Annotated in this window: 17 protein-coding genes; 9 read left to right on the top strand and 8 right to left on the bottom strand. The window is 68.5% G+C overall.

What is annotated here, in order from left to right; translation table 11 throughout:
• Positions 1–304 precede the first annotated feature (304 nt).
• From BSP109_RS09355 to BSP109_RS09345, 3 genes are all read right to left on the bottom strand, one after another.
• A complete protein-coding gene (locus tag BSP109_RS09355; RefSeq protein WP_101600189.1) occupies positions 305–1,777 on the bottom strand; it encodes an APC family permease in 1,473 nt (490 codons plus the stop codon).
• Between the two features lie 106 nt (positions 1,778–1,883).
• Positions 1,884–3,182 (bottom strand): site-specific DNA-methyltransferase, encoded by a 1,299-nt coding sequence (locus tag BSP109_RS09350; RefSeq protein ID WP_257944631.1) that lies wholly within the window; start codon positions 3,180–3,182, stop codon positions 1,884–1,886.
• A 25-nt stretch (positions 3,183–3,207) separates the two neighbouring features.
• Positions 3,208–3,579: a hypothetical protein gene (locus tag BSP109_RS09345; protein ID WP_101600186.1), complete on the bottom strand. Its 372-nt coding sequence runs from the start codon at positions 3,577–3,579 to the stop codon at positions 3,208–3,210.
• A 140-nt stretch (positions 3,580–3,719) separates the two neighbouring features.
• On the opposite strand from BSP109_RS09345, the gene lhgO reads away from it, so the two are divergent.
• Entirely contained in the window at positions 3,720–4,973 is a 1,254-nt protein-coding gene (lhgO, locus tag BSP109_RS09340) for an L-2-hydroxyglutarate oxidase (protein WP_101600183.1), read from the top strand.
• A 205-nt stretch (positions 4,974–5,178) separates the two neighbouring features.
• Entirely contained in the window at positions 5,179–7,092 is a 1,914-nt protein-coding gene (locus tag BSP109_RS09335; RefSeq protein WP_101600181.1) for a calcineurin-like phosphoesterase family protein, read from the top strand.
• Between the two features lie 135 nt (positions 7,093–7,227).
• On the opposite strand, the gene BSP109_RS09330 is transcribed toward BSP109_RS09335, so the two are convergent.
• From BSP109_RS09330 to BSP109_RS09320, 3 genes are all read right to left on the bottom strand, one after another.
• On the bottom strand, positions 7,228–7,896 hold the full coding sequence (locus tag BSP109_RS09330; protein WP_143275773.1) for a hypothetical protein: 669 nt from the start codon (positions 7,894–7,896) through the stop codon (positions 7,228–7,230).
• A gap of 87 nt (positions 7,897–7,983) precedes the next feature.
• On the bottom strand, positions 7,984–8,592 hold the full coding sequence (locus BSP109_RS09325) for a DUF4333 domain-containing protein (RefSeq protein WP_101600179.1): 609 nt from the start codon (positions 8,590–8,592) through the stop codon (positions 7,984–7,986).
• A 154-nt stretch (positions 8,593–8,746) separates the two neighbouring features.
• Entirely contained in the window at positions 8,747–9,700 is a 954-nt protein-coding gene (locus BSP109_RS09320; protein WP_101600177.1) for a siderophore-interacting protein, read from the bottom strand.
• Between the two features lie 372 nt (positions 9,701–10,072).
• On the opposite strand from BSP109_RS09320, the gene BSP109_RS09315 reads away from it, so the two are divergent.
• A complete protein-coding gene (locus tag BSP109_RS09315) occupies positions 10,073–11,503 on the top strand; it encodes an MFS transporter (RefSeq protein WP_101600301.1) in 1,431 nt (476 codons plus the stop codon).
• 28 nt (positions 11,504–11,531) lie between these two features.
• On the opposite strand, the gene BSP109_RS09310 is transcribed toward BSP109_RS09315, so the two are convergent.
• Positions 11,532–13,019: a helix-turn-helix transcriptional regulator gene (locus tag BSP109_RS09310; protein WP_101600175.1), complete on the bottom strand. Its 1,488-nt coding sequence runs from the start codon at positions 13,017–13,019 to the stop codon at positions 11,532–11,534.
• A 172-nt stretch (positions 13,020–13,191) separates the two neighbouring features.
• Between BSP109_RS09310 and aceA the strand changes: the two genes are divergently transcribed.
• From aceA to BSP109_RS09290, 3 genes are all read left to right on the top strand, one after another.
• The gene (aceA, locus tag BSP109_RS09305) at positions 13,192–14,478 is read left to right on the top strand and encodes an isocitrate lyase (RefSeq protein WP_101600173.1); all 1,287 of its coding nucleotides are present in this window, start codon (positions 13,192–13,194) and stop codon (positions 14,476–14,478) included.
• Positions 14,479–14,719: 241 nt separating this feature from the next.
• Positions 14,720–16,468, top strand: a complete 1,749-nt coding sequence (locus BSP109_RS09300; RefSeq protein ID WP_257944630.1) for a malate synthase — start codon at positions 14,720–14,722, stop codon at positions 16,466–16,468.
• Between the two features lie 159 nt (positions 16,469–16,627).
• A complete protein-coding gene (locus tag BSP109_RS09290) occupies positions 16,628–17,380 on the top strand; it encodes an IclR family transcriptional regulator (protein ID WP_087003241.1) in 753 nt (250 codons plus the stop codon).
• Positions 17,381–17,449: 69 nt separating this feature from the next.
• Here the strand turns inward: BSP109_RS09290 and BSP109_RS09285 are convergent, their stop codons facing one another.
• Entirely contained in the window at positions 17,450–18,280 is an 831-nt protein-coding gene (locus BSP109_RS09285) for a methylenetetrahydrofolate reductase (RefSeq protein WP_101600168.1), read from the bottom strand.
• Positions 18,281–18,463: 183 nt separating this feature from the next.
• Between BSP109_RS09285 and BSP109_RS09280 the strand changes: the two genes are divergently transcribed.
• From BSP109_RS09280 to BSP109_RS09270, 3 genes are all read left to right on the top strand, one after another.
• Entirely contained in the window at positions 18,464–19,768 is a 1,305-nt protein-coding gene (locus tag BSP109_RS09280) for a glycine cleavage T C-terminal barrel domain-containing protein (protein WP_101600166.1), read from the top strand.
• A gap of 156 nt (positions 19,769–19,924) precedes the next feature.
• Positions 19,925–20,407, top strand: a complete 483-nt coding sequence (locus tag BSP109_RS09275) for a cupin domain-containing protein (protein ID WP_087003231.1) — start codon at positions 19,925–19,927, stop codon at positions 20,405–20,407.
• 368 nt (positions 20,408–20,775) lie between these two features.
• Positions 20,776–21,843 carry a hypothetical protein gene (locus BSP109_RS09270; RefSeq protein WP_101600164.1) on the top strand — a complete coding sequence of 356 codons (1,068 nt, stop codon included), beginning with the start codon at positions 20,776–20,778 and terminating at the stop codon, positions 21,841–21,843.
• The last annotated feature ends 257 nt before the right edge of the window (positions 21,844–22,100 follow it).

Below are 22,100 nucleotides of genomic sequence, written 5' to 3'. Positions count from 1 at the left end.
CTCGACTCGGTTCGGGGGTGAGTGCGAAGTCGAGTGTGAGGCCGGGCGGGGGCTCAGTGTGAGGCTGGTCAGGACCCTGCAGAGGGTCCCGCTCCTCCAGCAGGCACCCTCCCCGCCACCCACTCTCCCCGCCACCCACCAGCTTTGATCAGACCGCATATGAAAGAAGATGTGCGGTCTGATGAAAGCTGGTGCTTGGTGCTTGGTGGCTGGCACGTGGAAGTTGTCGCTCTGGTGAGTGGCTCACGTTGGGTCGCTCGGGGACGGCGGACGCGGGATCGAGCCCCCGTGCCGCCCTCAGCCCTCATGTCTCCCCGCGCTTCGCCTTCACGGCGGCGATGAGATCCTCCTCCGCCTTCTCCCCCGGCTTGATGCCGCCCGGCAGGCGCGCGATGAAGTAGATGCCCAGCAGCATCCACGCACCGAACATCACCCACGAGGGCCAGCCCAGCTGCGCCGACCAGGGCGTGACCGGGATGTAGATGAACAGCAGCAGCGCGGTGAGGACGACGGACAGGACGCCGATCACCGTGCCGCCGGCGTTCCCTCGTCCGCCCACCCGCATCGGACGGTCCATGCGCGGCTCGTTCTTCCGGAGGACCAGGAACACGACCGACACCATGAAGTAGGCGATGATGATCGCCGGCGATCCGGCGTCGACGATCCAGCCCAGCATCCCCGATCCCAGGAACGGAGCGATGAATGCGAGCGCGCTGATGAAGATCACCGCGTTCGATGGGGTGCGGTACTTCGGGTGCAGCTTCCCGAACCACAGTGGGATCATCCGCGCCCGCGCCATGGAGAACATGAGGCGCGACGCGCCGATCAGGAAGGCGTTCCATGAGGTGATGATGCCCGCGAGACCGCCGGCGATGACGATGGTGCCCCAGATCTCGTGGCCCAGCAGGATCGCCAGCGCATCCGCCGTCACGAGTTCGTAGTTCGCGAGGTCGGACGACGGGATCGCCATCGACGACGTGAAGATGATGAGCAGGTACCAGACGATCGCCATGAGGACGGAGACGACGACGAGTGCGCCGATCCGCCGTGGTGGCACCTTCACCTCCTCCGCGGACTGCGGAATGACGTCGAAGCCCACGAAGAGGAAGGGCACTGCGACCAGCACTGCGATCATGCCGGGCACACCGCCGGTGAAGAGCGGCTGTGCGTTGGACGGCTCGGCACCCACAGCGGTGCCGAAGATCAGCAGGAGGCCGACGATCAGCAGGAAGCTCACGACGAACGTCTGGACCAGCGAGGCCGTCTTGATGCCGCGGATGTTGATCAGGCCGATGATGAGTGCCGCTGCGGATCCGACGAGCGCCCACGTGAGGTAGACGTCGGAGCCCGCGAAGTTCCACAGGTAGATCTGCGAGAGGTTCGGGAAGATGTACTCGACGGTCTGCGGGATCGCCACGGCTTCGAACATCACGACGGAGATGTAGCCGCCGGCGATCGCCCAGGATCCGAATACCGCCGCCCGTGGGCCCATGCCGCGCAGCAGGTAGTTGTGCTCACCGCCGGCGAACGGCATCGCCGCCACGAGCTCCGAGTACACGAGTCCGACGAAGATCATGATGACGCCGCCGGCGGCGAATGCGAGCATCGCACCCAGTGTGCCGGCGCTCTGGAGCCAGCCGGAGGTCAGCACGATCCAGCCGAAGCCGATCATCGCCCCGAATCCCACGAACAGGGCATCCCAGCTGCTGAGAACCTTCACAAGGCCTGTGCCGCTCACCTCCGCGCGCGGGGAGTGGCTGTCGGTCGGCTTGCTCATGGCGGGCTCCTCCGGTCGTGACGTCATCGTCAGTGCAGGTCATGCGCCAGTGTAGGTCATGCACATGGTGGAAGACTAACCCCGGAGCGGTGGGAAGTGCGAGAGGTCACAGCTCCTCCTGGTCGAGGAATCGCACTGCCACGGGCGCACCTCCCGCCTCCTCGTGCGCCGCGGCCGCGCACCGCACCCTCTCCGCGCAGAAGGCGGAGATCGTGGCGAACGCCGCCGAGGCCCCGGCTGGCCCCGTGGCCGACGTGCCGGTGTGCCCAGCACCCGGGTCCTCCGCAGAAGCTCCGGAGGCCCCCGCGCCCTCATCACCTGTCTTCGCTGTCGTCTCTGCCGCCTCGGGTCCTCGGGTCAGAGCCGCGGCCATCGTGCGTCCGCCCGTCGACGAGTATGCGGTCCGCAGCGGTTCCGCGACCTGGACGAGGAGGAAACGGCGACGGCCGCCGTCGCGCAGGTTGGCACGCATGACTGCTTCTGCAGTCGTGCCGGAGCCCGCGAAGAAGTCCAGAACGATCGCATCCGGGTCGGACCACGTCTGCGACTCGATGAGGATGCGCAGCAGTTCGACGGGCTTGGGGTAGCCGAAGACGCCGCCCAGCCCCAGGGAGTCGAGGTCGGCGCTCCCGTCGGCGTTCATGACGCGGATGATCGAGTAGAGCTTGGACGTCGCCTGCTCGGCGGGGGTCAGGCGCAGCACCGCATGCTTGCGCCCGCCCGTGGCCGGATCGGGGTCCCCCCACGGCCGCAGCATGTAGTCGCCGGAGGCCAGGTGCGCATCCACCTCCACCTTCTTCGCGATCCCGCGGACGGCTTCGATGTCCTCGTACATGAGGCGACGCTCCTCGCCGCGCCGGTAGCGGCCGAAGCTCACGCGGAGGAAGTCGTCGTCGACGAGCATGCGTCTGCCGTCGATGGTCTCGTAGCGGGCGGGCGGCTTCTTTTCCGTCACGAAGGGCGCGACCTGCTCCGCATCCTTCCCCCAGAGGTGGATGTAGTCGTGGCCGCGGACGAACATGCGGGCGTTCCCGCCGCCCTTGGCCCGCTGATGGATGAGCGTGCCCAGGCTGTTGTGCTCCCCGAACACCTCATGGCCGAGGATCTGCGCGTACGCCGATTCCCGGTCGTCGATGTGGAGGAACAGCACGCCGTCCTCGCGCAGGAACTCACGGGCGAGCTCGAGCCGCGGACGCATGAACGCCAGCCATGCGGCATGACTCGCCGCGCCCGTCGCCGGCCCGGATGCGCCGAACCGGTCGCGGTACACGTGCGCATTGCCGGTGTTGTACGGCGGGTCGATGTAGACGACCTTGACCGTGCCGCGGTGCACCGGGAGCAGGGCGCGCAGGACGGCGAGGTTCTCGCCTTCGACGACGAGGCTGTCCGGGTTCGGGTCTGTCACGCTCCCAGTATCCCGGACGCCGCTCTCACGGTGCGTCCGGGTCGTCGCCCTCCGCCAGTATCTCGTCGCCCTCGCGATTGCCCTGGTCAGCGGCCGTCTCGAGGTCAGGGGAAGCGTCGCTCACGGAACCGGAGGCGTCACCGATCGGCCCGGCGTCGTCCTCCAGGTCCACCATTGCGTCGTCCGCACCCTCGATCCCCGTGCCCTCAGGACCCTCCGCACCGGGTTCGGTCACGCCGAGGCCGTCTGCCGTGTCCCGATCCGCCAGCTCCTCGCCGATCCCCGGAGTCTCTCCGGCCTCGGCGGCGGCGTCGCGGATCTCGCCGGGCGTCGGCTCCGCGAGGGTGGGGTCGTCGGAGTGCGCTGCGTCCATCGGATCCTCGCCTGTATCGGTCATGGCTCCTCCTCCGGTGTGGCTCGGTGCAGGACGGCGTGCCCGCCGCCCGTCACCTCCATGCTGACACGACACTGTGCCCTCCGTCAGCGCCGCTCGCTGAATCCCCGCCATATCCTCCGCCACTCTGCAAGACTGACCACATGAGAGGACAGCCCCAGCGCATCGCCGTGGTGGGCGGCGGGATCATCGGCACCGCCGTCGCCCGCGAGCTCGCCCACCGCTTCGACGACGCCACCGTGACCCTGTTCGAGAAGGAATCCACCCTCGCCGCGCATCAGACCGGACACAACTCCGGCGTCGTGCACGCGGGCCTCTACTACGAGCCCGGATCGCTCAAGGCACGGCTGTGCCGCACGGGCGTGGAGAAGCTCATCCGCTACGCCGTGGAGAACGGCATCCCCTACGACGAGTGCGGCAAGCTCGTCGTCGCGCAGGACACGGACGAGGTCGACCGCCTCGAGGCGATCTTCGAGCGCGCGAAGGCCAACGGCGTGCCGCACGTGCAGCTGCTCGACCGGCACCGGATGCGCGAGGTCGAACCGAACGTCCGCGGCGTCCTCGCCCTGCACTCACCGCACACCGCGATCATCGACTACGCCGCTCTCACCCAATCGCTGGGACGGGACCTGGAGGCCGCCGGCGGCGTGATCCGGTTCGACTCCGAGGTCGCCCGCCTCGACACGCTGTCCTCCGAGGTCCGGGTCATGCTCGCGCTGCCTGGCGCGCAGGGGTCGAAGATCACCGAGGACGGCGGCACCTTCGACCTCGCCGTCACCTGTGCGGGCCTCCAGTCGGACCGGCTCGCCGTGGCGAGCGGACTCGAGGAGGAGCCGCGGATCGTCCCCTTCTACGGCGACTACTTCGTCGCGCAGGGCCCCGCCGCCGAGGTCGTCAAGGGCCTCATCTACCCCGTGCCGGATCCTGCGTACCCGTTCCTGGGAGTCCACCTCACGCGGGGCATCGACGGGTCGCTCATGCTGGGCCCGAACGCGTTCCTCTCGCTGGGCCGTGAGAAGTACGAGCGGAAGATCGGCCCGATCGGCGGGATCGACCTCGGCGACCTGGGCCGGACGCTGGGCTACAAGGGCTTCTGGAAGTTCGCGTCGCAGAACCTGCGCGCAGCGGCGCGCGAAGCGCGCACCGCGCTGAGCCCGCAGGCGTTCATCGCGGAGGCGCAGAAGTTCGTGCCGACGCTGGATGCCGACGCCGTGAGTCCGGGACCCCGCGGCGTGCGCGCCCAGGCGATGAATCCGGACGGCACGCTCGTGGACGACTTCGTCATCACCTCCCGCGGTCGTCTCACCCAGGTGCGCAATGCGCCGTCGCCGGGCGCCACGAGCTCGCTGGCCATCGCGGAGCACGTCGTCGATACGGCGGTCGAATCCCTGAGGTGACGCACACTGAAGCGTCCGCAGCGTTGCCGCCGTGCGGATCGGTCGAGACGCTCGGAAAACCGGAAGCCTGATCCTTCAACATCTGCTCAACTCCTGAATGATCACCGTTCATCCGCTGGTCAGAGCATCTCCGCTCCATCGTCTTTCAGCCTCCATAGCGTCTTCTCTCGGCACGCATCCAACTTGCTGAGAAGAGGACCAGAACATGCACCAGAGACGATTCCTGTCATCCGCGGTGACGGGTGTGAGCGCAGTCGCCGCTCTCACGCTGATGGCACCGCTCGCACCGGCCCAGGCCGCCGATCCGCCCGCAGAGCTCTACGAGGGACACGTCGAGGTCGATCGCGGTGAGGCCGACGACGCCGAGGTCCTCGAGGGGCAGGTGTTCGACGATGTGAACCAGAACTCGAAGCTCGACGAGGACGAGCGCGGCGTGCCCGGCGTCGCGGTGTCCAACGGCATCGACGTCGTGCAGACCGACGGCGAGGGCACGTACGAGCTGCCCGTCCGCGACAACATGACGGTCTCCGTCACCCAGCCCCCCGGCTGGCAGGTGCCCGTCGACTCGGACAACTTCGCGCAGTTCAGCTACAACCACATGCCGGAGGGCTCGCCGGATCTGAAGTACGGGGGCATCGAGCCCACCGGCGACACGCCGCGGGCCGTGAACTTCCCGATGATCGAGTCCCAGGGGACCGCTCAGGCGGAGCAGGACTGCGCGATCGCGTCCGACACCCAGGCGTACGACAAGACGGAGATGGGCTACGCACGGGACGGTGCGGTGCGCGACCTCGTCGAGCGCGACGACTATGGGGCGTGCGGCGTCCTCCTCCTGGGCGACAACGTCGGCGACGACCTGAGCCTCAACGACGACCTCCGCGACATCTACTCGGATGTCAACGGTCCCGTCCGCGCCGCTCCCGGCAACCACGACATGGACTTCGACTCGGAGGACGACGCGCACTCGCTCGACACGTTCCGCGATCAGTTCGGTCCGTCCCACTTCTCCTACGACGTGGGCGAGACGCACTTCGTCGTGCTGGACGGCATCGACTACTCCGGTGACGAGTCGACGCACAAGTACACGGAGAGGTTCAGCGAAGATCAGCTCGAATGGCTCGAGAACGACCTGGCCAACGTGCCGGAGAACGCGCACGTCGTCATCGCGTCGCACGTGCCGGTCGTCACACACCGCAGCGCGGTCATCCAGAACGCGACTGATTTCTACGACATCATCGCGGACTACCCCAACGCGGTGACAGTGGGCGGCCACACGCACACGCAGGAGAACCTGGTCGCCGGCGAGCAGCGCGCCGAATGGGCCGCAGAGGGCATCGACGAGCTCTCGCACACCCAGATCGTCGCCGGCGCGGTCTCCGGCGACTGGTACTCGGGCGGACTCAACGCCGACGGCCTCCCGTACGCCTTCACCTCCGACGCATCCGAGCCCGGCATCCTCACCCTCGAGTTCGACGGTGCCGACCGCAGCGAGCGCTACACGGTACGCAACGAGTCCGACGACCACCAGCTGCTGCTCGGCGTGAACTCCCCCGAGTGGCGCGACTGGGCGCAGGAGGCGCAGGACTGGCAGGACGCGGACAAGGAGGGCGAAGAGCCGGAGGCGATCTCCGAGCGCGTCGTCACCCGCGACGACCTGGCCGAGGGCGACACCTGGCTGACATCGAGCTTCCTCGCCGGGACGAGCGACGCGAGCGTCGAGGTGAGCTTCGACAGCACGAGCCCCGTCGTCGCCGAGCACACGCAGCCCGGTGAGGGCGAGGAGCTGCGCAAGGGCTGGGAGTACACGGATCCGTACACCGCCTCGCAGAACCTGCGGACCTCCGGCGGGGTCGGCCAGACGAGCTCGCACCTGTGGCGCGCAGAGATCCCGTCCGACCTCGACCTGGGCACGCACACCGCCGAGGTGACCGGCACGGACCGGTACGACCGCGAGTTCACGGAGACCATCCTGTTCACGGTCGTCGAGGACGAGCAGAAGGCGGCGACGACGTCGAAGGCACTCCTCGAGGACGACGGCTTCTCGCTCGAGGAGGAGGCCGCGGTCGACGAGAGCGCGGGCCTCGACTCCGCTGAGGCGGAGGCAGTGCTGCCCGACTGATCTGCGGACTGGTCAGTCGGCTGGCCGGGACACTGATCAGCAACACCGCACGCCGCACACAGCGGCACCACACGCAGCCGCCGCACACAGCAGAGGCGCCGACGTCATCGACGTCGGCGCCTCGTGCTCGTGCACTCAGTCGTCCGCGAGGTCCAGCGCATCCTCGTCGAGACCGGGGAAGTAGAGCTCGTACTCGACCATCTCTCCGTCGAAGCCCACGATCGCGGTCGTGCCGAAGTACGTCCGATCCGCCGTGACGATCTCGCAGTTCTGCGACCCGCGTTCGGCGACGATCTTCATGTCGTCGCTGCAGGTGACCTCTTCGACGGGGATGTCGTACTTGTTGACGAACAGGTCCTCGATGTCGATGGCGAGCGCTTCCTTCGGCACGACCCCGTTTCCGTCCTCGTCGATCTCGATCGAGTCGTCGCCCGCGAGAGATGCCGTCCGCGGTTCGCCGTCCTCCGGGCCCACGCCTTCCCGACCGTTGTCGGAGCCTTCGCCCGATTCGTCCCCTGACTCATCGTCCGCGGAGTCGCCTTCAGGGTCGCCTTCGGAGCTGCCCTCAGCGCTCTTAGTGGATGAGCCCTCGCCGGGAACCGTCAGTCCGTCCCCTTCGGACGAGATGCCCTCGGGGCCGCCTCCCGCGTCGGCCGACTGCGCAGCCTCCGGGGTCTCTGTCGGTGGGGCCTCTTCGTCGCCCTGGTCGCCGCCCAGCAGGCCGCAGGCCCCGAGCGACAGTGCGAGCGCGGTTCCGGCGGCCACGGTGAGTGCGCGGGCCGCACGTGTGCGGATCGGTTGCATGGAGATCTCCTCGATGAGTGGAGTGTGCACTGCTCGTGCACGGAAGCGGATCGGCCGTCCGAGACGTCGACCCGGCCGTCCGGCGACTCAGAAGTCGATGCCGGCGAACTCGAGCTCGTAGTAGACGTTCTGGCCGACGACGTCTGTCACCTTGACGACGCCGTAGTACTCCTTGCCGCCCACGGTCACGTCGCAGGTCTGCGAGCCCTGCTTGTTGTTCACGAGCATTCGGTTGGAGCAGTCGACCGAGTCCACCGTGGTGCCCTGGTCCGAGTAGGCCTGCTTGATGTCCTCTTCGAGGACTGCCTCGGGGATCTCCCCGCTGCCATGCTCGTCGAGGGTGAAGCCTGCGTCCTGCTTCGATGTGTCGTCGCCGGAATCCCCGCCGGAGGTGTCCGAGCCGGAACCGTCCCCGCCGGTCGTGTCTCCTCCGTCAGCGCTCCCGCCCGAGGTGTCCGTGCCGGCCGTATCGCCGCCCGCGCTGTCTCCACCACTCGTGTCTCCGCCAGCCGTGTCGCCCGCGGGCTGGGTCTCGGTGGTGCCGGCGTCCGGATCTGCGGCGGGCTCACTCGTGGTGGGCTCCTGGCCCTCTTCCTCGCCGAAGTTGATGGTGATCCCATCGCAGGCGGACAGTGTCATGAGTGCGGCGAATCCGCCGGTGGCGACTGCGGCCCGCATGAGTGTGGTTGTGCGCATCGTGATCTCCTCGTGGCGCTGTGACTGTGTCTGTGTACACCTTCATGCTTCCAGCGGTGACAGTCCCGAGGCGCGGATCGGTGTGCGCATCTGGTGTCTGCTGTTGCTGTTCGGCAACAACAGGGTACCTTTCGAATCTCGACCGGCGGGAGATTCATTCGCCCTCGCGCGAACCCTGCTTCCAGTACCCCATGAACGAGCAGGACTTCCGGTCAAAGCCCCGCTCCCGCAGCAGTCCGCGTCGCAGCTCGCGGACGGTCTGCGCATCCGCGGCGACCCACACCCGCAGACCCGAACCCGATGCACCCTCCTCCCAGAGGATGCCGGTCTCCGTGGTCGTCGCGTCCTCGTCGTCGGAGACGGTGCCGGTCGCCGAGGTGCCGGTCGCCGAGGTGCCCGTCGTCGAGGGGCCGGTCGCCGAACCGTCGGCCTGCTCACCCGTCCGCTCGTCGGCCCAGGCGAAGACGGCTGCGCTGAGGAGGGAGCCGCGCACATCGGAGCGGGAGCGGGGCAGGTAGGTGACGGCGACCTCGGCGGCGGTGTCCATCTCCATCGCATCGCCGGGGGAAGGGACCTCGACGAAGGCGGCGCCGGTGACGTGGGCCGGCAGGCTGCGGAGGATGTTCGCGATCGCGGGCTGCGCGGTCTCGTCGCCCACCAGCAGGACGGAGGGGGCGCCGTCGCGACGCCAGGCGAGGCCCTGCGTGTCCGCCTCCGGGTGGTCGGCATACGCGCCGACGATGACGAGGGGAGCACCGGGCTCGGCGTTGAGCGCGAAGCGGCTGGCGGGGCCTTCGGAGCCGTGCGTGACGAAGTCGACGTCGACCTCGCGGGCGTCGCGACGGACGTACCGGGCCGTGTAGGTGCGCATGACAGGGCGGGATTCGTTCGGCTGCTCGCGCCACCAGGTCGCCCAGTCGTCGGTCGCGGCGGCCTCGTCGAGCTGCGCGTCCGTGCCGAACACCAGCTTGATGCGCTGGTCGAGGCAGGTGTCCGCGAACTCGTCCAGTGCGGGACCGGTGAAGGTGAGGCGGAAGAAGTTGTCGCTCAGCCGTGTCCGACGGGCCAGGGTGACGGCGAAGGGGCGGTAAGCGGAGCGAGGTGCCATGGGTGGGGTGCCTCCTGAGGGGCAGAGTGAGGTGTGGGACACGAAGAGTCCTCCGCCAGGGTAAGGCGTGCCTCACTCGCAACGCCAGCGCGCGCCTGTGCGTCCGAGTGTGACGCTCTGTGACTCGAGATGACGGCTGCGGTCATCGAGGAGGTGCGAGAGCGGCAGGCTTCACACGAACACCTGAGCCGGCAGGGGCACCCCATGCCTTCTCACGATCAAGCCAGAGTCGGCCGGGCAGAGCCCACCGGCCACAGCCAGCTGGTCACAGCCAGCTGGTCACAGCCAAACGGCCACGGCCAACCGGCCAGAGGCGACCGGCCAGAGGTGACCCGAGCCTGCCCCCGCACGCACCCGATGGAGGACGCGACCATGACCACACCTGCGCAGACCGCGGTCGCGGCGACTCCGGAGGAGGCCCAGCTCGCCCGCATCGGACGGCGACGCCAGCGGAAGTCGTTCATCGCGAGCATCGTCGGCCAGCTCCTCGAGTGGTACGAGTGGAGCGCCTATGCGGTCTTCGCGCCGTTCATCGCACTCGCCCTCTTCAATCCCGACGATGCGGTGTCGGGTCTGCTGGCCACGTTCGGCGTCTTCGCGATCGGATTCCTCTTCCGACCCCTGGGCGGCATCGTGTTCGGACGCATCGCGGATCGCCGCGGCCGCCGGTTCGTCCTCGTCACGACGATGCTCATGATGGCCGGTGCGTCCGTGGCGATCGGTCTGCTGCCGACGTTCGAATCGATCGGGCTCGCCGCCTCGCTCCTCCTGCTGCTGGCCCGCATCATCCAGGGCTTCGCCCACGGCGGTGAGTCCGCGACCGCGAACTCCTACATCGCGGAGATCGCGCCGGCGCACAAGCGCGGGCTCTGGGGATCCGCCGTCTTCATGACGATCTTCGGCGGCGCGTTCCTCGCGTTCGTGCTGGGAGGCGTCATCACGGGCGCACTCTCCGAGCCGCAGGTGCAGGCGTGGGGCTGGCGCATCCCGTTCCTGCTGGGAGCGGTGCTGGCCGTCGTCGCGCTATGGCTGCGCATCGGCATGGTCGAATCGCAGGTCTTCCAGGAGGGCACGGACGACGAGGACCCGGCCGCCGCGGACCCCGCGGCCGCGGCCTCCGCCGCCGAGGCCGTTCCTGCGGACCAGCAGGCCGACCGCGTCGCCGTTCGCGATGGGCTGGGGGAGGACTCGTTCTCCGCAGACACCCTCAAGCCGCTGAGTCCCGCGCTGTCGATCGTGCTGATCTTCTTCCTGGTCTCCGGTGTCGCAGCGAGCAACTACACGTGGACGTCCTACGTCTCGACCTACGCGCAGACACAGGAGGGGATGAGCCCGAGCGGTGCGTACTGGGCGCTCGTCGCCGCGCTGGTCGTCGGGCTCGCCTCGCTTCCCTTCTGGGGTGCGGTGTCCGACCGGTGGGGTCGGAAGCCCGTGCTGTACGTCTTCACCGTCGGCACCATCGTCACGGTGTTCCCCCTCATGGGCTTCATCGATGCCCGTCCCTGGACGCTGTTCGCCTCCACCTCGATCGCACTGTTCCTGCTGTCCGCGGGCGCGGCCCTGCTGGCCAGCGTCATGGCGGAGACGTTCCCCACCTCCAGCCGCACGGCGAAGATCGGCTTCGCCTACTCACTGGCGACGGCCGTGTTCGGCGGGACCACCCCGTATGTGAACGAGCTGGCTGTCAGCCAGGGCGTCCCGTGGGCCTCGAACCTCTTCATCGCGTTCGCCGCGGCGCTCGCACTGTGGGCCGCGTGGCGCCTGCCCGAGCGCAAGGGCATCGACCTCACGATCGTCCGCTGAGGCGAGCTGCCAGCGGGCGTCGTCTGGCTCACTCCTCGTCGGGCTCGTCGCGCTCCAGGAAGGTGTAGACCTCGGTGGTGTCCACGCCGGGGAAGATGCCCGGCGGGACGGCGGCCAGGAGCGACGCGTGGGTGCGGGCCGACGGCCAGCTCGCGTGCTCCCACTTCTTCGCCAACTCATCCGGCGCCTCCCGGCAGCACGACGGATCGGGGCAGCGCGAGGCGGAGCGCTTCGTCGTCTCGCGGCCCTCGAACCACCCCACGTGGGCGAACGGCACCCCGACGCTCACGGAGAAGTCCCCGCCGGGCAGCACGCGCGCGGTGCACCAGAAGGTCCCGCCCGGGGTGTCCGTGTACTGGAAGTAGGGGCTGAACCGGTCCGCGACCCGGTGCACGGTCCGTGAGGTGAAGCGCTTGCACGCGTACTGCCCCTCGATCGCTCCCAGCGGATCCGTGGGGAACGGGAGTCCGTCGTTCGAGTACGCCTTATGGACGGTTCCAGAAGAATGGACCTTCATGAAGTGCACGGGCAGCCCCAGGTGGGCCGTCGCGAGGTTCGTGAATCGGTGCGCGGCGGTCTCATACGAGACTCCGAACACGTCACGGAGCTCTTCCACAGAAATCGACCGGTTCTTCTTCGCTCGCTGCAGCAGCGGCACAGCCTCCGATTCGGGCAGCATGACCGCGGCTGACAGGTAGTTCGCCTCGACCCGCTGGGTGAGGAACTCCTCGTAGTCCGCAGGGGCGGAATGGCCCAGGATGTGCGACGCCAGCGCCGTGAGCAGATGGGACCGCGGATCGTGTCCCGTCACGTCCTCGTGGGAGAGGTAGAGGCGCCTGTTCTCCGTGTCCGCGACCGCCCGGGTGGACGAGGGCAGATCGGACACGTAGTGCAGCGAGTACCCCAGGTGGTCGGCCACCGCAGCGGTCTGGCGCTGCGACAGCGGCCCGCCGTCGTAGCCGATCCGCGCGAGCACCTCGCCCGCCACCTTCTCCAGCTCCGGGAAGTGGTTGCCCTGCTGGCGCATCTGCTCCCGCAGTGCGCGGTTGACCCGGCGGGCCTCCTCCGGAGTGGCCGCGCGCCGCCGCACCATGGTCGTGAGCTGGCGCTGGAGGCCGGCGATCGCCTCGAGCGCGTCCTGCGGCAGCGACTTCACCTTCACTGCGGGGAGGTGCAGCGAGCTGTAGAGCGGCGACATCTGGTTCCGTTCCACCTCGAGCTCCAGCGCCTGCCGCGCGTCGACGGGGGACGGGTCGAGCAGGTCGTCGGTCGTGACGCCCAGTGCGGCCGCGAGGTCCCGCAGCTGCCCCAGGCCGGGCTCGCGCTTCCCGTTCTCCAGGACGGATATCTGCGACGGCGCGCGATCGATCCGCTCGCCCAGCTGGCCCAGCGTCAGTCCCGCCGCCGTCCGATAGTGGCGGATCCGACGACCGATGCTCAGGGCATCGGCTGAGGGCCCCGGCCCGCTGTCGTCGGAGTGGTCTGTCGCGCGCTTCACGCGTGAGGTGATCACCATGTGACCACTCTGACAGAACAGACGGGTTTGCGAAAGAACGCAACTTCTTCACTCCAGCAGAAATCCGGCAGAACTTCACGTGAAAAAGTCTCGTCCAACGGGTTCCGCTCCGGAAGACTGGATGTCACAACGCAGCACAGACGCAGTACAGAACCCCTGAAGGAGAGCGACGATGACGCAGCAGAACATCCACGACGCACAGGCCATCCAGAGCGATTGGGCGACCAACCCCCGCTGGGCGGGCGTCGCTCGCGACTACACCGCGGAGGACGTCGTCAAGCTGCGCGGCTCGCTCATCGAGGAGCACACGCTCGCTCGTCACGGCGCGGACCGCCTGTGGGACCTCCTCCACACCGAGGACTTCGTCAATTCGCTGGGTGCCCTCACCGGCAACCAGGCCGTGCAGCAGGTCAAGGCCGGCCTCAAGGCGATCTACCTCTCCGGCTGGCAGGTGGCGGCCGACGCGAACCTCGCGGGCCAGACCTACCCGGACCAGTCGATCTACCCGGCGAACTCGGTTCCGGCCGTCGTCCGCCGCATCAACAACGCGCTGATGCGCGCCGACCAGGTCGAGCGCTCCGAGGGCGACATGAAGGTGGACGACTGGTTCGCCCCCATCGTCGCGGATGCCGAGGCCGGCTTCGGCGGCACCGCCAACGTCTACGAGCTCATGCGCGGCATGATCAACTCGGGTGCTGCGGGCGTCCACTTCGAGGACCAGCTCGGCTCCGAGAAGAAGTGCGGCCACCTGGGCGGCAAGGTGCTCATCCCGACCGGACAGCACGTCCGCACCCTCAACACGGCTCGCCTGGCGGCGGACGTCGAGAACGTCAACACGCTCGTCATCGCCCGCACGGATGCCGAGGCCGCGACCCTCATGACGTCGGACATCGACGAGCGCGACCGGAAGTACGTCACCGGTGAGCGCACGGCGGAGGGCTTCTACAAGGTCCGCAACGGCATCGAGCCCTGCATCGACCGTGCGCTGGCGTTCGCTCCGTACTCGGATCTGCTCTGGATGGAGACCTCCACTCCGGACCTCGAGGTCGCGAAGAAGTTCGCCGACGCCGTCCACGCGGAGTACCCGGACCAGATGCTGGCGTACAACTGCTCGCCGTCGTTCAACTGGAAGAAGCACCTGGACGACGCGACGATCGCCAAGTTCCAGCGCGAGCTCGGTGCGATGGGCTACAAGTTCCAGTTCATCACGCTGGCTGGCTTCCACGCCCTGAACTACTCGATGTTCGACCTGGCCCACGGCTACGCCCGCAACCAGATGGCGTCGTACGTCGAGCTGCAGGAGAAGGAGTTCGCGGCGGAGGAGCGCGGCTACACCGCGACGCGCCACCAGCGCGAGTCCGGCACCGGCTACTTCGACCTCGTCTCGACCGCCATCAATCCCGATTCCACGACCACCGCGCTCGAGGATTCGACCGAAGCCGCTCAGTTCAGCAGCTGAGCCCGCAGCCGAGGTCCCGGCCACCACGCTCGTGGACCTCACCATTCCGACGCCGCCGGCTGAGCCGGCCGGCGGCCTCGGAGGAAGCGGATCGGCCGTTCCGGTGCAGGGTTTCTGGGGTTTCCCTGCGCTGGGGCGGCCGATTTCTTCAACCGCCGTACCCGGCCTCGCTCGCCACGGCCCGCCCACAGCGGTCCGCCCACTCGCCACACTTCGCCACATGACTCGTTCAGGAGCAGCCATGTCCACCCTCTCGACCTCCTCCGCACAGGAGCTGCACCCGTCCCCGTCCGCTCGGACCGCCGGCGGCCGCATGGTCGTCGCCGGCCCCATGGAGCCCACGTACGACACGGTCCTCACCCACGAGGCGCTCGACTTCCTGGCGACGCTGCACGCGGAGTTCCTCACGGAGCGCCGCCGGCTGCTCACCGAGCGCGGCCCGCGCAACGACGCGATCGCCCGCGGCGATCTGCCCAGCCACCGCGAGGACACCCGCCACATCCGTGAGGACGCTGACTGGCGCGCGATCGGCCACGCCGGAGCATCGGGTCTGTCCCGCCGCCGCGTGGAGATCACGGGCGCGCCGGACGGCCGCACGGCGGTGAACGCACTCAACTCCGACGCCGATTCGTGGCTGGCGGACTTCGAGGACGCCATGTCACCCACGTGGTCGAACGTGGTGCTCGGCCAGGTGAACCTGCGCGCAGCAGTGCGCAGCCGGCTCAAGCACGTGACGCGCGTGGGCAAGTACTACGAGCAGCGGGCGAGTCGGCGCGCGGGAGCCCGGCAGCCGACGATCGTCGTGCGGCCCCGCGGTCTCCACATGCCGGAGGCGCACCTGCGGTACGTCGACCGGAACGGATCGGAGACCTCGGCGGCGGCCTCGCTCGTGGACTTCGCGCTGTACTTCTTCCACAACGCGGAGGAGCTGGCGGCCCGCGGCAGCGGCATCTACTTCTGCATCCCGAAGGTGGAGAGCGCCGCGGAGGCGCGCTGGTGGAACCGCCTGTTCCTCCGGGCGCAGGAGCTCCTGGGCCTGGAGCCGGGCACGCTGCGTGCGACGGTCCTCATCGAGACGCTGAGTGCGGCGATCGAGATGGAGGAGATAGTGTGGGAGCTGCGCGAGCACTGCGCGGGCCTGCACGCGGGTCGCTGGGACTACATCTTCTCGATGACGAAGGCGTTCCGCCACGACCGCTCCTTCCTCCTGCCCGACCGCAAGGAGATCACGATGGAGCTGCCGTTCCTCGAGAGCTACGCGCAGCGCATCATCGATGTGAGCCATCGCCGCGGCATCCACGCGCTGGGCGGCATGGCGACGGCGTTCCCCGACCGCGAGGACCCGGAGCTGACCGCGGTCGCGCAGCAGGGCGTGCGCGAGGACAAGGAGCGCGAGGCCGCGCAGGGCTTCGACGGCACCTGGGTCGCGCACCCGAACCTCATCCCCGTGGCGCGCGAGGCGTTCGACGCGGTGCTGGGGGATGCCGACCACCAGATCGAGCGGATCCCCGCGACGAACGGAACCGGTGAGAACGGACGCATCACGTCGGCCGACCTCCTGTCCCGCGACGGTCTGCCCACGCCGGAGGACCTCCGCGAGCACGTGAGCGAGGACGGCGTGCGCACCAACATCCGCGCGTGCATCGCCTACCTCGACGCGTGGCTGTCGGGGAAGGGCGCGCTCAAGGTCGACCACCTGGTGGAGGACGTGTCCAGCGTGGAGATCTCCCGTGCGCAGATCTGGCAGTGGATCCGCCGCGGCGTGAAGATGGACAACGGCCGCGTGCTCACGACGGTGCTCGTGGACCGGTACGTGGCGGAGGAGCTCGCGATCACCTCGCGCAATCCGCTGGACCGTTTCTGCGAATCCGCGGAGCTGCTGCGCTGGGGTGCGCTGGGCGACGAGCTGCCGGACTCCTTCACCGTGGAGGCCTACCAGCGGTTCATGGTCGACCGGGCGGCGCGGATGCCCTACCCGTTCGCCGCGTGAGTCCCGTCGCCGGCTGACGGAGGCATCGCCTCCCAGCCCGGCGCGATGACCGGTACAGCGACCGACGCCGAGGTGCCGGACCCCTCCGAGGGGTCCGGCACCTCGGCGTCGGTCGTATGATTGTGGTCCAGTCCACAGAGGACAAGGTGGAAGGAACCGATGGGCCAGGGCACGCAATCGATCGACAGGGCCGCCGCGCTCCTGATGTTCGTCATCAATGCCCCGGCGCCGGTGTCCTTCACGGATGTCGTCGAGCATTCCGGCATGGCGCGCTCGACGGTGTCGCGCCTGCTCGCCTCGCTGCATGACAACGGGCTGCTCGAGCGGATGCCGGACGGTGCCTACCGGGGCGGCGCTCTGTTCGCCGCGTACGCCGCGCGCTTCGACAGGACCGAGGCGCTCGCCGCCGCCGCGACCCCCACCCTCGAGCGGATCGGGGAGAAGACGGGGGAGACGGTCAACCTGGGTCTGCCCAGCGGGGGGCGCGTGGTCCACGTGGCTCAGGTCGATTCGACCTACGTGCTGGGTGCCGCGAACTGGGTCGACATCGATGTGCCGATCCACTGCTCCGCGCTGGGGATGGTGCTGAGCGCGTTCGGTCCGCTGGAGCTGCCGAAGGGATCGCTGACCCGCTGCTCTGACGGGGTGGTGCTGTCAGAGGCCAGCGTCGTGGAGGACGCCGCGCTCATCCGGACCCGCGGCTTCGCGATCACGCACGGTGACTTCGAGCTGGGACTCGACGCGGTCGCGGCACCGGTGCGCGGGCAGGGCGGGGCCGTGCTCGCGGCGATCGGCATCTCCGGGCCGGCGGTGCGGATGACGGAGCGCATCGAGGAGTTCGGTCGTCTCCTGGTCCGTGAGGCGGATCTGCTGTCGCGCGGTCTGGCGAAGCTTCCCGCTCGCGGGGAGTGAGTCGGGGAGTGAGTCGCGGGCCTCGGCCGCGAGGCGGTCTCAGGTTCGTGCGGGGCCTCGGCCGCGCTGTCAGCCGCCGGTGTCGTGCAGCCACGCCTCCGTTAGCTCCACCTGGTTGAACGTGTAGAGGTGGAGCCCCGCGATCCGTGACGTCGGATCGTCCAGCGTGCCGCTCATCCGGGTGAGCAGACGGTGCGTGTCGACGCCGCCGGGGGTGACGAGACGCGTGATCGTCCCGAGCTTCCCCTTGAGGAACCGCAGCGACTGGCCCACCCCGATGCGCGCCCCCACCCTCGCCAGGCGGGCGGCGTCCACGCGGCCGGGGACGCCCAGCCAGAGGGGCAGGGCGGTCCCCCGATCCCGTGCAGAGCGGATCCATGCACTGAGCGCGTCCGGGTCGAAGCAGAGGTTGCTCACCATCTCCGTCGCGAACGGATGCTTGTCCGCCAGAGCCCGGACGACCTCGGCGTCGGGGATGGTCGGATGCGACTCCGGATAGGCGGCGACGCCGATGTCGCGGAACGGGTGGTCCATCTGCTCGAGGTCGCGCAGCAGTGCGAGTGAGGACGTGTAGGCGCCCGGCCCCGGGGTCGCGTCGCCGCCGGGGACGAACACGGCGTCGACGCCGGCTGCGTGCAGGCGGTCGACGATGTCCTCGAGGTGCGAGCGGCCCGACACCATGCGTGCGGCGAGGTGGGGGACCACTCGACGGCCGTCGGCGCGGAGTGCGCAGGCGACGGCGAGGGTCGCGTCGAGCCCCAGGCTCTCCGACGCGGTGATCGTGACGGTGCGGTGCTGCGGTGCGTGGGCCCGAACCTCGGCGGTGATCGAATCGGTGGGCAGGACTTCCAGCCGCGCCGTGCGGAGGAGGCGGGCGATGGTGCTCGTGTCGCCGGTCATCGGATTCTCCCTTCACCGGGGATCCCATTGTCGCCGCGGACCCGTGGGTCCTGTCCATGCTGGAAACCTGCGGTTCGTCGTGCGGGAACAGTCTCTTGTCCGCAGGTAGTCCAGAACTCTATGATATAAGCCCGGGATGTGGGACAGAACTCCCGGAGGGCAGAACTCACTGAGGAGGATGCCATGAACTTCAACGTCCCGTCCATCGACCAGCGCGACCGGCTGGTTCCCATCAATCTCCGGCAGTCAGGGCCGACTCCCGTGGAGATGCTCATCGACACCCGTGTGCGGAAGTCTCCGTACTGGGCCCTGTCGATGCAGCACGGCTGCTGGCGCGCCTCCGTCTACAACCGGATGTACCACCCGCGCGGCTACGTCCGTCCCGACGAGGGCGGGATGATGGTCGAGTACGACTCACTCGTGAACGACGTGACGCTCTGGAACGTCGCCGTCGAACGGCAGATCCGGGTCACGGGCCCGGACGCGGAGTCGTTCGTCGACCGGGTGATCACGCGCGACGCCACGAAGATCCCGGTCATGCGGGCCCGGTACGTGATCCTCTGCAACGAGGCGGGCGGCATCCTCAACGACCCCGTCCTGCTGCGGGTGGCGGAGGACGAGTTCTGGTTCAGCCTGTCGGACTCCGACCTCATGCTCTGGCTGCAGGGCGTGAACGTCGGGTGGAGGTTCGACGTCGACATAGCGGAGATCGATGTCTCGCCGGTGCAGATCCAGGGGCCGAAGTCGCTCGCCCTCATGATCGACCTCGTGGGCGACGCGGTCGCGGAGATTCCCAGCTACGGGCTCATGGCGGCGACGATCCGCGGCTGTGAGGTGATCATCTCCCAGACCGGGTTCTCCGGAGAGAAGGGCTATGAGATCTATCTGCAGGACTCCACTCTCAACGCGGAGACTCTGTGGAGCGCGATCCTCGAGGTGGGCGCGGCGCACCGTCTGCGGGTCGTGGCGCCGGCGCACCACCGCAGGATCGCGGCGGGCATCCTGTCGTGGGGCCAGGACATGGATGCGGAGACCCTCCCGTTCCAGGTGAACCTCGCCTACCAGGTCCCGCGGAAGAAGGCAGGGGAGTACATCGGGAAGGAAGCGCTCGAGGCCGCGCGGAATGAGATCGAGGACGGGCGGCCGCCGTACTCGCTGCAGCTGGTGGGACTGAAGCTGGGAGGCCGGCCGATCGACGACTACGCGCCTGACTTCTGGCTGATCAGCGAGCAGCAGCACGGCGAGCCGATCGGATACGTGACCTCGCCCTGGTACTCGCCGGAGCTCGAGAACAACATCGCGATGGGCTACGTGCCGCTGCGCGACACCGCGCTGGGCACCGAGCTGTGGGTGTGGCTCCCGGACGAGTACGCCGACGAGCCCGGGGTGCCGGTGGCGGCCGAGGTCGTCGCGATGCCGTTCCGCCCCTCCGCCAATCCCAGCCAGCGCGAACGGCTGCGGGAGAAGGGGCTCGACACCGCAGTGTGAGGTTAGGGACACCGCGGTCTGAGGATAGGCGTCCCTCCCTGTCGGCGCGCGGTTCGGACGGCTAAGGTTCTCACATACGAGGACTGTCGTCCGGCCTCCGGAATCGGTTCCGGCGCCCCGACGTATCGGACGTATCGACAGGGAGGAATGCACTCTATGGACATCATCGACAACGGCCCCAACCCCAACGCCTTCAACATCGAAGAGGCGACCGTCGAGAACGAGAACTACCGCACGGTCGTGTGGACGGGCCGCCACATGCAGGTCACGCTCATGTCGATCCCCGTGGGGGAGTCGATCGGTCTCGAGGTGCACGACGAGAATGATCAGTTCCTCCGCATCGAGGCCGGTGAGGGACGCTGCGTCATGGGGCCCGCGGAGGATCAGCTGAACTTCCAGCAGGACGTCTCGGATGACTGGTCGATCCAGGTGCCGGCGGGTGTGTGGCACGACGTGATCAACACGGGATCGGAGCCGCTGCGCCTGTACTCGATCTACTCGCCGGTGCACCACGCGCAGGGGCGCATCCACCCGACCGCTGAGGATGCGGAGATCGACGAGGAGTCCGGTGAGGACGTCCCGCCTGCCTGGACGGGCCAGGATCTGCCGAAGTGGACGGTCGGCCCCGTCCGCGACTGACGGCGACGCGGTCCTTCTCCCCCTGACATCTTCACCCTTATTCGCGCCGAGTGAGGACACGAGGAGCCAGATCCTGACGGGTCTGGCTCCTCGTGTCCTCACATGAGTCGTCTGGAGCGCCCTCTCACACACCCCCGGCGCCGAGTGAGTACAACCTGGTCCACTCACGCCTGATCAGGGGCCGGTTTGCACTCACTCGACGCCGTGCCGGTGGGTGCGGGTGCCCGTCCCCGGATTGCCGTCGACTGCAGGTCACAGTTCCGGATCCCAGCTTCACCGTCATCCACAGGAATGATCCCAGCTTCACCGTCATCCACAGGAATCCTGTCCCGTCCCAGGCCGCACAGGAAGCACCGCAGACTGTGGCCATGCCGAAGCAACGCAGGCCCCGCACCCGCCGCAGCGCTCCGACGTTCGCCGACCACGCGGCGCGGGTGCCGATCGTGACGGCCGGGACGGATCCGCACGACCCCGACCTTCCCTCATATACGCGGAAGACGACTGAGAAGTCCGAGGTGCCGCTGGTCTTCGGGGTCGACGACCCCAGCGGTGCCGGCCTCACCCGGGCTCAAGCGCTGGCGGGGGACAGCATGCGGGCGCCCCACTACGGTGTCCGACTGTCATCGCGGACAACGGAGACGGTGGAGCACCCGGGCTGGGCAGAGCCGCAATGGTTCGCCGTCCGGTCCCGGCTGGCCGCGCTGCAGACACTGCGGCCCGACGCCATCGGATCGCATACGTCTGCGGCGGAACTCCTCGGGATCCCACTGCCGTCCCACCTCCGCGGCAGACACGCGCCGATCCATGTCCTGAACGCAGTCCAGGCCCGAGGCGCCCACGGCCATCGCGGTTCGCTCACCGAGCCGTCGGTCACGACCGGCGGGGTGGAGGTGACCGGCCACCTCCAGACAGTGATGCAGCTGGCCCCGCTCCTGGCTGAACGCGACCTCGTGGTCGCGATCGACGCCCTCATCGGTCCGTGGAGAGGCTCACCGGTCGCGCTGGAGCAGATCGACCGGCATATGAGGGAGAACCCGGGGAGACGCGGTGCACGGAAGCTGCGCAACGCACGGGCGAGGGCTCGGCCGGGTGTCGGACCGCCGCGAGAGTCGGAGATCCGGCTCGACCTCGTCGACTGGGGCTTTCCCGAACCGGCTGTGGGCCGAGCGGTGTGGATCGCGGAGCTGCGGCGTCACCTGACGCCGGATCTTCTCTACGAGGACATCCGCACTGCGATCGAGTACGAGGGAGAGCAGCATCGCACGAACAGGTGGCAGGTGGAGGCCGACATCGAGCGTGCGAACGCTGTCCGCTCAGCCGGCTACTTCGTCGAACGGCTCACGAAGAGGACCGGACTCGTGGAGCTGATCGGCGTTCTGACCGAGCGGTTCGCGGCGCTGCGTGCGGGAACTCTCCGCTTTCCGAGCGCGCACTGACCCCGCAACCGCGGAGTGCCCGTTCCTGAGCGCCTATTCCTGAGGGCCATATTCCCACCTGTGGCGGTGGGCAGCCCGGTCCTACTGGTCAAGTCCCTTTTCGTGGTGTTCTTCGGTAGTTCCTTTAACTGGCTCTTCCCGGTTCGTGGTGATGGGGAGCGTCGCGTCGTTGACGTAGAACGGCTCGTGGTCCTGCTGTGATGGGTGTTGTCAAGACATCCGAATCTCAGAGGACCACGAGCCTGTGCACGAGAGTA

The organism is Brevibacterium sp. Mu109 (assembly GCF_900169375.1).
Lineage (GTDB): Bacteria > Actinomycetota > Actinomycetes > Actinomycetales > Brevibacteriaceae > Brevibacterium > Brevibacterium yomogidense_A.
The sequence above is the reverse complement of the archived record's forward strand: the minus strand, read 5'-3'. Positions and strand labels throughout refer to the sequence as shown.

Bases quoted from the DNA above. Each gene is read 5' to 3' on its own strand.
- BSP109_RS09355 (WP_101600189.1), bottom strand. From the start codon at position 1,777: ATGAGCAAGCCGACCGACAGCCACTCCCCGCGCGCGGAGGTGAGCGGC.
- BSP109_RS09345 (WP_101600186.1), bottom strand. From the start codon at position 3,579: ATGACCGATACAGGCGAGGATCCGATGGACGCAGCGCACTCCGACGAC.
- lhgO (WP_101600183.1), top strand. From the start codon at position 3,720: ATGAGAGGACAGCCCCAGCGCATCGCCGTGGTGGGCGGCGGGATCATC.
- BSP109_RS09335 (WP_101600181.1), top strand. From the start codon at position 5,179: ATGCACCAGAGACGATTCCTGTCATCCGCGGTGACGGGTGTGAGCGCA.
- BSP109_RS09330 (WP_143275773.1), bottom strand. From the start codon at position 7,896: ATGCAACCGATCCGCACACGTGCGGCCCGCGCACTCACCGTGGCCGCC.
- BSP109_RS09325 (WP_101600179.1), bottom strand. From the start codon at position 8,592: ATGCGCACAACCACACTCATGCGGGCCGCAGTCGCCACCGGCGGATTC.
- BSP109_RS09320 (WP_101600177.1), bottom strand. From the start codon at position 9,700: ATGGCACCTCGCTCCGCTTACCGCCCCTTCGCCGTCACCCTGGCCCGT.
- BSP109_RS09315 (WP_101600301.1), top strand. From the start codon at position 10,073: ATGACCACACCTGCGCAGACCGCGGTCGCGGCGACTCCGGAGGAGGCC.
- BSP109_RS09310 (WP_101600175.1), bottom strand. From the start codon at position 13,019: ATGGTGATCACCTCACGCGTGAAGCGCGCGACAGACCACTCCGACGAC.
- aceA (WP_101600173.1), top strand. From the start codon at position 13,192: ATGACGCAGCAGAACATCCACGACGCACAGGCCATCCAGAGCGATTGG.
- BSP109_RS09300 (WP_257944630.1), top strand. From the start codon at position 14,720: ATGTCCACCCTCTCGACCTCCTCCGCACAGGAGCTGCACCCGTCCCCG.
- BSP109_RS09290 (WP_087003241.1), top strand. From the start codon at position 16,628: ATGGGCCAGGGCACGCAATCGATCGACAGGGCCGCCGCGCTCCTGATG.
- BSP109_RS09285 (WP_101600168.1), bottom strand. From the start codon at position 18,280: ATGACCGGCGACACGAGCACCATCGCCCGCCTCCTCCGCACGGCGCGG.
- BSP109_RS09280 (WP_101600166.1), top strand. From the start codon at position 18,464: ATGAACTTCAACGTCCCGTCCATCGACCAGCGCGACCGGCTGGTTCCC.
- BSP109_RS09275 (WP_087003231.1), top strand. From the start codon at position 19,925: ATGGACATCATCGACAACGGCCCCAACCCCAACGCCTTCAACATCGAA.
- BSP109_RS09270 (WP_101600164.1), top strand. From the start codon at position 20,776: ATGCCGAAGCAACGCAGGCCCCGCACCCGCCGCAGCGCTCCGACGTTC.